Here is a 12,399-nt window from a genome sequence, read left to right on the forward strand (position 1 = left end):
ATGTGATTACAACCAATGAGTGAAAATAATTTCTTTTGGAAAATGATGCGCGGCGAGTTACCGCCACCTGCGATTGGTGTGACCTTTAATACGCGCTTCGATGATATCGATGCAGAGAAGGGTAGCATCACGGCACACTTTACCATTGGCAAGGAATACACCAACCCAATGGGTAATGTACAGGGCGGCATTGTCGCCGCCATGTTAGATGACACCATGGGCCCCGCATTGTCGAGTATGCTTGAAGAAAACCAATTTGCGCCTACACTCAACCTCAACATTTCATTTATTACAGGTGCCAAACCTGGCGAATTTACCGGGAAAGGTAAGGTCATCAAACGTGGTCGCAGTGTCGCGTATTTAGAAAGCGAGTTGTTTGACGCTGACAATAAACTTGTCGCGACGGCAACCGCTACAGCCAAAATTACCCAAGTAGATTTTTAGGTAGTAAAGAGTTAATTGAAAATGGGTAAAAGTCATTTTTGGAAAATTCAATCCGGCGAAGTACCACCGCCACCGATTGCGCAAACATTAAATTTCGATATTCAAAAAACGGATGTTGAAAAACGTCAGCTCACGTGCGCGTTTAGTGTGGATGATCGTTTTTTGAACCCAGCGGGTAAAGTCCAAGGCGGCATTTTATCAGCGATGCTTGATGCAGTACTTGGGCAAACCACGGGCATGATGCTTGGGGAAGATCAGTTTCCGCCGACATTGGATTTGAATGTATCGTTTATTAAGGCGGCGAAGGCCGGGAAGTTTGTGGGTGTCGGTTCAATAGTCGAGATTGTTGATAACGTTTGTTATGCGTCGGCTGAATTGTTTAATAGTAAGAACCAGTTGATTGCGCGTGCTACGGCGACGATGATGATTATTCATTTGCCTTCGCATAAGAAATAGTAAGTTTGGGAGTGTTCTGCACGGTTTACCTGCAAGGCGGGCTAGCCAGGACACGCGTAAATACATCCTTGTAGCTCTCTTCGGCATTATTGCCATGGACGGCATGTATGCAGACAATGCAGGAGCAATTGTCTGCCCTGCCTCAGAAGGTCCTGGCTAGCCCGCCTTACAGGTAAACCTCGTTGGGTGGTTTCGCCTTGATTTGGGGAGGAGAAGAGATACGTTGCAGCATATCGTTCGAATGCTGAACGCCTGCATTAACTAGCCGATTTTGAGCAAGTTAAAACAGACTGCTGCTTGTTTAGAAATAAATTCCTTTACTCCCCGCCATATTCAGCTCCTCGATACTGCTCTTAGACAGTGCAATTCCGCAAATAAAACCCAAACTTCGCAGCCCAGGCTGTTTTTTACATTGGCGCGCCTTTTAACATAAGCCCAAGTAGTTGTTTTTAATTGATTTAACGGTTTAAATGACAAATCCAAAAAATAATTTCGTAGCCTGGAGATAAACAACCAAGGCTGCAGAATAATATTGTTATGCATTCACATGAAATTACTAAAGCAGTATCAATCCCAACTTGACGCGGAAACTGCTTCCGAAAAATTGAGAAAGAGAGGTATATTGACCTTCATCTCTTCGAAAAAGTCGAGTGCTTTATCTCGCTATGCGACTGGCGCTCTAGAGGTTGGTTTGTGGGCAGTAATAGAAAATCAATATGAAGATGCGGCTAAAGTTTTAAATGGCAGCCCCTGTAAAGTACGCAACCCACTCAAAGAAGAAGAAATGGCCGAGCTAGAAATGCAGGCATCCAGTTTCGGAGCTGGAATCAGCAACACAAAAATGGCTAATATTCTTGTAATATTTGTTGTGGCAGTCGTGCTCACGTTCATAGTATTTAAAGTGGTAAGCAATAATGCATAACAAAGTCGCTAAGCATGCTTCGGCCGTAAAAAAACGACCTGCGCGGGACACGCTTTGTTTCGCGGTGCGTGCCCCTTGCCACGGCGCTAGGTTGTTTACGTGAAAATCGAAGAATTTGAGCATGCAACAAACGAGGCTTTTTCATACCTTGCTTCAAAATATGACTATAATTTTGAGGCTGCAAGACGAGGTGGGCATTTTGGCTCTGCGTTCGTAAGGAGATTTAAAAAAGATCAATTAGTGATTACGTTATTGATGGGTGACGCAGATTCTCATAATTTCTGTAATGTCTTTTTTTCAGATGGCTTAGACGTAGGCGTACACAAAATATCCTATATGGAGCGCTCTTTAAGTATTTTGCTAAAGACTCGATTACCCGATTTTAAGCATCCGAGCTCTCAAGAACTTAAGACTCCTGAATCAAGAATTGAAGCGCTATACCTTTATGGCTCATTAATTGAAAAATACGCCTTAGATGTAGTCGCGGGTGATTTTTCTTGTTTTCCAACTTTAATTTTTGCTTTGCATCATACTGATAGCAAGTCAAAGATTTATCGTTTTATTGGTGTTTATTCAACTCTCGATCTTGTCAATCAAGCTATATCAGAGAGAATTAGGAAGCATGGGTATGACCAACGAAGCAACGGTTTTGAAATTACCCGTATTGAAGTTGATGGTCTTGGAAATTGGTATGCTGGTATCCCTATTGACGATGAAATCACAACCTAACAAACCAAGCCAGCAAAGCCCTTCGCACTCGACAGCTAAAGCTTTACTTTTTCTGTGAGCTAGCGCCGTTTTAGTGGATATTGTGAACTATGTATTCTGATTAACGAGATCTTTGAAAAGTATATAGGTTGTTATGACAGTCCCAAGAAACTTCGTCAGTGTTATGCGCAAGAGTAAGTTATGATCATTTGGTTAATGCTTGCATCTGAGCTGCTAGCGGTTTGGTTGATATACAGGCTTCTAGCTAGCGCTGTAAGTACTACTGAAAAAACGATAGCTATTCTTGTAACTCAGATTCCTATCGTGGGGCCAATATTCGTATTGTTCGTTTTCTATACGCCGTCTCCTCTAGACCCATCACAACGCAATGAGGGGCCACGAGGCGAATATACACATAGATGGTTATCTATGCGCTCACTTGCAAAAGAACGGATAGCGGAAGCTAATAATGCAATAGAAGGTAATGACCAAAATAAAAACAAAAACGCTTAACGAGTCGTCGCGTCATGTGGTGATAACTAAAAATAGTTGAGCATTCCAATTGAATAAATTAGCAGGGCAATAGCTTTTGCAAGGTCCACATTACAATCGGGATATGATTAACGTTCTCTTTGCCTGCAAATTCGTGGCAAAAAAGAATCAAATTATATGTGGTGGATAATAAACATCGGTGGGCTTAATGCATCCTGGCATTACTCATATCTTGAATCCAATTCAATACTTAACAACACGCTATGCCCGATACTCGTAGGTATATTCTTGGTTAACATTTTACTTAAAGTTGTATTCGCATTTGGCCCTCCTAGAAGACGTGGAGGTTTCGGTAGCGGTGATGGCAGCGGAGATATCGGAGATTGCTAGTTCTCAGACCAAGCCCATAGGCTACCCTCGCTATACAACCCTTACCGGCATCGCCAAAGCCAGTGCGCCCTTCGTAGGGCCCTCAATATCCTGGCCCTTTGTTGTTCTACCCATAGCCTATCTGTCTTATTCGCTGTTCCTGTAACAACTTGATCAAAAAAGTAAATTTTTTCGCAAATTAACCGCAACTTTCTGACATATCCCCCCGTAGCTCCCGTTGTAACCATTCAAGACCTTAGTAAACAGCGGACAAAGTTATGAGAACGACAACAATTAGGCTTTTAACACTCACGCTTCTCGGGGGCATTTTGACTGCCTGTGGCGGCGGGGGAGGCAGCTCTAGCGCTCCGGCGAGTCAGGCCGGGGCTAACCAGCCACCGGAGGTGCGTGTCACATTTCCGAACGCGTATTCGTTAACAAACAAAGCAACGATCATTGTGCGCGGCACCGCCAATGACCCTGATGGCGATAGCATCGAGTTTGTGCGTGTTAATGGTGTTGATGCCGTCAGTGACGATGGTTTCGCTAACTGGGAGGCGACGGTACCACTGGGGTTTGGCGAAAACATCTTAACGGTGACCGCAGCTGATTCGGAGCAAAACCCATTAGTGGTTCAGCCCAGTATTCGTGTACTGCAGCAATCCGTATTTTTCCCTTTCCCGGCAGGAGCCGTGGTCGACGAAGCCAATAACGAGCTGTTTATCGCTGATCGACGTATTCCAGCTGTCGTGGCGATTGATTTGGAAACCAACGAGCGCCGTATCGTGAGTCGTAATGAAGAGGGCGACGCCTTCCCATTCCAAGACCCTAGCGACATTGCCCTGGTACCAGCGGGAGCCTGCGCTTCCTTTTTGCCCACCGCAGTGCGTTGCTTAGTGGTGTTAGATCACCGTGAACGCGCGGTGTTTGTGGTGGATGCCGATAGCGGCGAGCGAGTAATTCTGTCCGGCGGCGAAGGTGGTAATGAGGTGGGCGCTGGCCCAGCATTTTCCAGTCAAGCATTCCATATGGCGGGAGCAGGGCCTGAGTTTTGCCCAGCATCGCTGGCCGATCGATTCGCCAATTGCGCGTTGGTGATGGAGAATTTTGGACTCGTCAAAGTGGTGGACCTAGCCACGGGTGAACGGGTGCCGGTGTTGCAGAACGCCGTCGTTGATAGCCCTAATTTCGTCCGGATTCATACACTCGTTGTCGACGACAACAGCACCTGTGCAACGGTCTTGCCTGACAGCAACCAATGCCTGATTGCAGTGGACCCTCGCCTGAATGCGGTGCTTGCCGTTGATTTGGATACTGGTGAACGCGCCGTTTTATCGGGCAGTGCACGAGGCAACGGCCCCGAACTCAACAGCCCTAAAGCGCTGGTACTGCTCGACGCTAGCCACTGCACATCCGTTCTCCCTAGCGCGACACGCTGCGCGTTTGTCACCAATGAGTCTGAGCGCAACGTGTTTGCCATAGACCTGACCAGTGGCGACCGGGCCTTGCTGTCATCCGCTGATCGCGGTGTTGGTCCTAACTTCAGTTTTATTGATGAATTGATTTTTGACCCGGTCAATCAGCGTGTCCTGGCGATCGACGAGGACCGCGACTCACCGATTGTTATCGACTCGGTCACTGGTGATCGCAGCTTTGCACTGGATCATCAAATTGGTAGCGGCCCTGAATTAAAAGACACCTCCGGTTTATCGCCGCTCAACAATGCCCAATGCGAGACCATTCTGGGTAGTACAGGGATTCCCTGTGCATTCATTATCGATGAATCAACCCCGCAGCTTTTGGCGATCAATTTAGCCACTGGTGATCGCATCGTAATTTCTGATGACCAACGCGGCGAAGGACCTTCTTTTAGAAGAGTGCTCACCGCGATCGTGGACGAAGGCAACAGTTGCGCATCACTGCTGCTCGGCGTCAGCCACTGTGCTTTGATGATGGATACAGACGATAGATTATTTGTCGTGGATCTAGAAAATGGTGATCGTGCAGTTCTGTCAGAGACGCTTGAGGACACGCAACTGAGAGTCGGTCGCTCAGCCGCCATAGCAGAAGATTGCAGCGCAATAGTCGCAGGTGCGACTCGTTGTGTGCTCATTGTTAGCCGAAACAATGGTGGTTTGTTTGCAATAGATCTAACCACAGGCAGCCGTTCGGTGATTTCCGACTCTACGCGTGGTGACGGCACAAACTTTGATTTTCTCGCCGGCATTTTGGTGGATGAGAACAATCACTGTGCCGATGTATTACCTGAGGCAAATGTTTGTGCACTGGGAATCGACACGTTTTCGGACCCAGACGCGTCTGTCATCGCTGTTGACCTTGAAACCGGCGATCGCGCGGCGTTCTCTGCAGACAGTCGCGGCGAAGGGCCTTCGCTCAACTTACCGCTGGGAATCTCAGCAGCCGACGAAGCCTTCTGCCAAACTCACTTGTCCAGTGATGCATGCATACTCGTCCTCGATGAAATCATTGGCGCACTCTTCGCCATTGACTTAGCGACGGGCGATCGCACGATCATATTTCAAGATGCTGATCTATTCCCGCGAGCAGCAGTAATTGATGATTCTTCATCAGATCTGCTGTTTATGTTGGACGTTCAACTACACGGGATCATTACAGTTGACCTAAAAACCGGTGAAAGAGCGGCAACTGCCTGGTCTGGACTCGTGAATTTCGAATCGTTCTAAAACGAAGCTGAATTTAGGGAAGTACCCACGGATGGGCATTCGTGAAAATTGAGCTGCCACACAATGCGTGACTGCTAAATTTATTTGTTCAAGCTCACTTTTTCGCTACCGCTTTGGTGCCTCTACGCAAAGCGTTTTGACAATTCGATTGAGCGAGGAAAAGTCGAAGATATTGTGAGGATGAAACTAAGCGTTGACGGAAAAGAATTTGAAGTTGGTCATTCTGATGACGGCCGCAATGGCGACATAGAATCATTGTATATAGAAACGTTACATATTTAACCGCGCAAGCGTAACCATCGCATTCAGTGCATCCTAAATATCCTAATAAATTACCTGCCGTGTACCGGCGATAGCCTCATCAAATAAATTTTTCACCCAAACTGCAACTTTTCGAAATGTGCCCCCGTAGCTCCCGTTGTAACCATTCAAGACCTTAGTAAACAGCGGACAAAGTTATGAGAACGACAACAATTAGGCTTTTAACACTCACGCTTCTCGGGGGCATTTTGACTGCCTGTGGCGGCGGGGGAGGCAGCTCTAGCGCTCCGGCGAGTCAGGCCGGGGCTAACCAGCCACCGGAGGTGCGTGTCACGTTTCCGAACGCGCATTCGTTAACAAACCAATCAGCCATCACGATTCGGGGCACAGCCAGTGACCCGGATGGTGACGGTATCGCTTTTGTCAGTGTGAATGGCATTGTCGCGGTCACTAATGATGGCTTTGCCAACTGGGCAGCCACTGTGCCACTGGCGTTTGGCGAAAACACGCTCACGGTGTCAGCCGTTGACTCTGAGCAAAACGCTCTAGTGAATGAACCTACCATTCGCGTGCTGCAACAATCGACATTTTTAGCACGGCCAGATGCTGGCGTAGTCGACGTGGAAAATAACGAATTGTTTATCGCCGATTCCGACATCCCTGGTATCGTGGCGATCGATTTAGAAACCAATGAGCGACGCCTTGTTAGCATCAACGAGGAAGGCGATGATGTTAGCTTCTCTCGGCCCAACGACATTGGTTTGGCCCCAGCTGGTGCTTGTGCATCACTGCTGCCCTCGACCGCACGCTGCCTGGTGGTGCTGGATAACAACATCAGTACGCTATTTGTCGTTGATGCGGATACCGGCGAGCGAGCGGTTCTTTCAGGTGGGGAGGATGGTGATGAGATTGGTGCTGGCCCAGGATTTAGCCTTCAGGCTTTCCACCTAGCCGTAGGCGGGCCTGAGTTTTGCCCTTCGTCTTTGGCCAACCGTTTCGCTAACTGCGCACTTGTGATGGAGAATTTTGGGTCCGTTAAGGTGGTGGATTTGGCGACAGGTGAACGCGTGGCGGTGTTACAGAACGGCGCCGTTGGCGGGCCCAATTTTAGCTTGATCACCACCATCATTGCCGACGATAACAGCACCTGCAACAGCGTGCTGCCTGGCACCAACAAATGCCTGATTACTATCGACCGTCGTTTGAATGCAGTGATTGCCGCTGACCTGGATAGTGGTGAGCGCGCCGTCTTATCAGGCGATTCACGGGGTAGCGGCCCTAGCTTGGGTGGTCCGCGGGCAATGGTGTTGGTGGACGAAAGCCATTGCGCAAGCGTGCTTCCCAACGCGACTCGGTGTGCTCTTACAGGCAACCAGTCGCAAGGGAGTGTGGTGGCCGTCGATCTTATCAGTGGCGACCGAGCGATCTTCTCGTCTCCCGAGCGTGGCGCTGGCCCTGAACTGAGTACTCCGAATGAACTGGTTTTTGATCCGGTTAATCAACGTGCACTAGCCATTGATGAAGTTTTCGATTCGCCCATTGCCATTGATGCCGTCACAGGCGATCGCAGCCTGATGCTAGACCATCGAGTGGGTAATGGCCCTGAATTGCGAATAGCCCGTGGCCTAGTACCGCTATCCACCGCTCAGTGCGACGATATACTAGGCAACAGTCCCTGCGGCATCATTATTGATACAGACAAGAAGCGACTTTTCTCGGTGGACTTTTCTAGCGGTGATCGCACCTTACTTGTCGACCTGCAAGATAGCGCAGGCCAAGCCTTGGATTTTATTGCCGGAGTGATAGTCGACGAAGGCAACAGCTGTGCATCTCTGCTCGTTGGCGTGCGCCACTGCGCGTTAGTTGTTGATCCCAACGATAACGTGTTTGCTGTGAACTTAGAAAATGGTGAACGCGCGATACTCTCGCCGGGACCTGAAGATGTTGGGTTCACGGTCGATGCTCCGGGGTTTGTCGTGGACAATTGCACTCCACTCGTGACTGACGTCGCACGTTGCCTGGTAAAAGTCGGTTCCGGTGACCTTTCGGTGGTCGCGATCGACCTAGCCACTGGGAGCCGATCACTCATCTCAAGCGATACACGCGGTATCGGGCCACTATTCACTACTCCCAGGAGCATCGTACCGGATAGCAATAATCACTGCGCTAACGTACTACCTGGAGCTAGCCAATGCGCATTTATTCTTACTTCTTCTTTCGAGTTCTTCAGTGAGCCGCGTGTAATCGCGGTGGATCTGCAAACGGGCGATCGCGCCATTGTCTCGGACAGTATGCGCGGGGAAGGGCCGCCTATCATATTGCCCTTAAGTATTTCTACCGCCAGTGAACGGCTGTGCCAAACCCACACACCCTTTGCAGCCTGCCTACTGTTAACGGATGCGTTTACGGGTTCACTGATCGCCGTAGACTTGGCAACTGGTGATCGCGAGATTCTTTTTCAGGAGGTGCTGCTAAGACCGCGCACAGTGGTTGTTGATAGCTCATCAAGTGATTTCGTATTCATGTTGGACGCTCGATTACACGGCATTGTGACGGTAGACCTGAACACCAGCGAGGGTACATTATCGGCCTGGTCGGGAATTGTCGATTTCCGCTAAGGATGCTCGACATAGAGAAAGGGAGAGCTATTCACCAATGGCTCTCCAACGCTGAATAAACGCCGTGTTTGTTTATTGACTATCACCACTTGTAGAATGGCCCGCAAAATTTTCGCTCACTAGCGCCTTATCGAATGAGCTGTGAGCGAAACGGTTTATCAGTTTGAGGCAGGCCATTTGGATAACGACGAGTTAATCGGATTATTAGCGCGGTGTGCGTTGCGCGACCAACAAGCCCTAGAACGGCTTTATCACCGCACAGCGAACTACCTCAATGCAGTGGCGTTCCGACTGCTCGGGTCTCGCGATCTCAGCAACGAAGTACTGCAAGAGGCGTTCATCCAAATTTGGGACAATGCGAGCCAATACGCGCCAAGCCAATCGAGCCCATTGACCTGGATGGTGAGCATCGTCCGTTACCGTGCGATTGATAAATTGCGGCACGAAAGCCGCCACGGCAATCGCCCACCACCGGAAGAAGAAGCCGATATTTTATCGGCGACACCCGGCGCAGAGTCGCAAGAAGACGTACACAACCGCTTCCAATTAAACGCGCAAATCAAGCAATGCCTGGAAGGGATGAACGACAAATTTAAACGCAGCGTCGAGTTGGCCTATCTATACGGTTATTCTCGCGAAGAGCTAGCCGAGGCACTGGATGCTAACGTCAATACCATTAAATCGTGGTTGCGGCGCGGCAGCGCTAAACTTAAAGACTGTTTAACCGCTCAGTCGGGAGTGCTCACTCATGAATGATCTGTCCGACAATTATTCTGGTAACGATTCTGATAACAACAGCAATCACGAAGAAAGCCAAGCGTTTGAGTACGTACTGGGTACCATGCGCGGAGCCGAACGCGATGCGTTTGCGGCACAACTGCGCAGCGATGAAACCTTGGCGGCCGACGTTCGATACTGGGAGGAAACATTAACCCCACCCGCTGACGAATTATCCGAATTGCCTCCAGCAGCGACAACACTCGCTAATATTCAAACTACAATTAACAACCGCCTCAATCGAAATACACCAGCAGAACCGACGAGCTTTTGGGAAAAGTTATTACCCTGGAAAACCGCCACGGCGATTGCGTTTTGTTTATTGTTCGTCGTGAGCGGCGTACTAGTGACCAATATCCCCACACCACCAGGTCAAACACTTAACGCTGACTACGTTGCGGTCCTTGTCGACGAATCGGATCAACCCGTATTAACCGCACTCACCGCCAGCGATGGCAGTACGTTATGGCTCAAGTGGGAAAACTGGCAAGAACCCGATGGCCACAGTTTACAACTATGGTCGCAATCACGACGTGACGGCGAAATTCGTCCGCTGGTGGTGTTTGATGGCGCAGAGAAAGATGCCATTCCGTTGGATCAAGCCACCTGGCGACTCATTAAAGATTCATCGCACCTCATTATTACCCGCGAAGAAGTTGGTGGTTCGCCCTTTGATGAACCCAGCGAGCAAGTCATTGCAACCGGCGTTTGCATTCGCCTTGAAAAAGCCGGTGATAGTGCCTAATGAACAAGCGACTGCTAGCAATTTGCTATTGTTTTTTGGCTTTATTCGCACACACTAGCGCAGCGCAAACATTTTCGGTATCGGACCCTAAACTACAACAATGCTTGCAAAGCATTGCCAAGAAAGAGCAATGGCGACAACCCGCCGATTTTATTGACATCAAATGTCACGGCAACAACATCCGTTCTTTGCAACGCCTGGAAGCGTTTACCAATGTCGTCATGTTATCGATCTACAACAACAAACTCAGTAGAATCGATGTTGATCTTACTCGCCTCAAACAACTTAAAACGTTAAACCTGGCGCGCAACAATATTGAACAAGCAGAGCTTGCGAAGTTAGAAAGTCTTGAAAAGGTGTATTTGTTTTCCAATGGTTTGCGGTCACTCAAGCTAGGCGGTCTAACAAAACTGAAAGAAATAAAGGCCAACAACAATAAAATTAGTGACTTTCATTACGTCGATTTACCGCGTTTGGAAAAAATGTACATTTTTAACAACGAATTAGAAACGATAAACATCTATGATTTACCCTCTCTTCAATACATGGATTGCCGCGAAAACCCAATGCCCGACGAGCTCTACGACGAAATGGACCAACTGGAGCACATTACCTTCCTACACGACGGCAACGCTGAAGACTGGTAGAACACTCGCGCTGCTGACTAGTTGTCTTACCGCCCTCACTGCCTCTTTTCCTATCGTGGCACTGGAGCTGGAATTCGATAACCACGAATTAGCTTTCGCCGCACGACCCCGCGTCGCTTTTGTTGATGGCGAAGGCGGCGATGACAGTGATGCGAAAGCTGCCTCACTATTGCTAAGGTTGCGAGCCGATAGCGAATGGACCGACAACGTCAGCACCGTGCTAGAGCTGGATTACGTTGCTCTCGGCTGGGAAAATGAATTCACTAATGGGGTGAATTTTAACGGTAAGCCAGTAATACCCGATGCCGAAGGTTTTGATCTCAACCAAGCGCTGCTCTCTTATTCAATCACCAATAATCTCGACCTATCTATTGGACGCGAGGCCGTTAACCTCGGCAACCAACGATTTGTGGGCACCAATAGTTTTTGGCAAAACGAGCAAACACTTGATATGGCAGGCCTGCAATTTGGCTTTGGGACTGCTTCAACAATTAGTTATCGTTTCGTCGGTAACGCCAATCGCATCCAAGGTGAGGACGCGGGCACTAAGCTTAGATCTAGCGACGCGAACTTTATCCAACAGAGTGGTCAGCGCCCACCGCAATTTCTAGGTAATCACGACCATCAAACCCATCTATTATTCGCCGACGTAAAAGAGTGGGATTACTCGCGGGTGCAAGCGTACTTTTACAGAATGCATATCGACGATGCACTCGCTCTATCGAACAACACCCTCGGCGCGCGCTATGAATACAAAGGCCGAATCGCTTACGTCCGACCAATTGTTAATGCAGAATTCGCACTGCAAGAACGTCCAGAAATTGCCGACGATTCCTCAATCCGATATCTTAATATCGAGGTCGGTTTTGGCTACCGCTCCAGCCAGCTGACGTTGAATTACGAACTACTTGACGAAAATAGCAACGTTAGCTTTGTCACACCACTCGCATCGCTGCATGATTTCAATGGCTGGGCCGATAAGTTTTTGCTAACACCGGCAGCTGGCCTAAAAGACTACTCCCTACAATACATTTGGCGAAACAATCCTTGGCAAATCGATGCACGCTATCATTCGTTTAAGGCCGCTAATGGCAGTGGTAGTTATGGTGACGAACTCGACGTGGATATATCGTTTAATATCACTCGCGATAGCCAACTACTCTTACGCTATGCCAACTTTAAGACGAGCAGCCCCGTATACAGCGACGAAGAGCGTGTATTTTTACAGTTTCTCTATGGTTTTTAGTCGGAAACG

General features: G+C 48.7%; 10 protein-coding genes. All 10 read left to right on the forward strand.

Features of this window, described 5'->3' with window-relative positions; translation table 11 throughout:
• Positions 1-15: 15 nt before the first annotated feature.
• The 10 genes from ACZ5NB_RS19120 to ACZ5NB_RS19165 all read left to right on the forward strand — a co-directional run bounded on the left by ACZ5NB_RS19120 (position 16) and on the right by ACZ5NB_RS19165 (position 12,390).
• Complete coding sequence (locus ACZ5NB_RS19120) at positions 16-444, forward strand: PaaI family thioesterase (protein WP_460234348.1); 429 nt, start codon at positions 16-18, stop codon at positions 442-444.
• Between the two features lie 21 nt (positions 445-465).
• Positions 466-900 carry a PaaI family thioesterase gene (locus ACZ5NB_RS19125; protein WP_460234350.1) on the forward strand — a complete coding sequence of 145 codons (435 nt, stop codon included), beginning with the start codon at positions 466-468 and terminating at the stop codon, positions 898-900.
• Between the two features lie 547 nt (positions 901-1,447).
• The gene (locus ACZ5NB_RS19130; protein ID WP_460234351.1) at positions 1,448-1,822 is read left to right on the forward strand and encodes a hypothetical protein; all 375 of its coding nucleotides are present in this window, start codon (positions 1,448-1,450) and stop codon (positions 1,820-1,822) included.
• 99 nt (positions 1,823-1,921) lie between these two features.
• On the forward strand, positions 1,922-2,551 hold the full coding sequence (locus tag ACZ5NB_RS19135; protein WP_460234352.1) for a hypothetical protein: 630 nt from the start codon (positions 1,922-1,924) through the stop codon (positions 2,549-2,551).
• A 180-nt stretch (positions 2,552-2,731) separates the two neighbouring features.
• Entirely contained in the window at positions 2,732-3,043 is a 312-nt protein-coding gene (locus ACZ5NB_RS19140; protein ID WP_460234353.1) for a hypothetical protein, read from the forward strand.
• Positions 3,044-3,669: 626 nt separating this feature from the next.
• A complete protein-coding gene (locus ACZ5NB_RS19145; protein ID WP_464107723.1) occupies positions 3,670-6,096 on the forward strand; it encodes a hypothetical protein in 2,427 nt (808 codons plus the stop codon).
• A gap of 458 nt (positions 6,097-6,554) precedes the next feature.
• Positions 6,555-8,975, forward strand: coding sequence for a hypothetical protein (locus ACZ5NB_RS19150; protein ID WP_464107724.1), 2,421 nt, complete (start codon positions 6,555-6,557; stop codon positions 8,973-8,975).
• Between the two features lie 141 nt (positions 8,976-9,116).
• Positions 9,117-9,731, forward strand: a complete 615-nt coding sequence (locus ACZ5NB_RS19155; RefSeq protein WP_464107725.1) for an RNA polymerase sigma factor — start codon at positions 9,117-9,119, stop codon at positions 9,729-9,731.
• The gene (locus ACZ5NB_RS19160) at positions 9,724-10,497 is read left to right on the forward strand and encodes an anti-sigma factor (RefSeq protein WP_464107726.1); all 774 of its coding nucleotides are present in this window, start codon (positions 9,724-9,726) and stop codon (positions 10,495-10,497) included. The genes ACZ5NB_RS19155 and ACZ5NB_RS19160 overlap by 8 nt, the downstream gene beginning before the upstream one ends.
• 522 nt (positions 10,498-11,019) lie before the next feature.
• Complete coding sequence (locus ACZ5NB_RS19165) at positions 11,020-12,390, forward strand: hypothetical protein (RefSeq protein WP_464107727.1); 1,371 nt, start codon at positions 11,020-11,022, stop codon at positions 12,388-12,390.
• The last annotated feature ends 9 nt before the right edge of the window (positions 12,391-12,399 follow it).

The organism is Aurantivibrio plasticivorans (genome assembly GCF_055392955.1).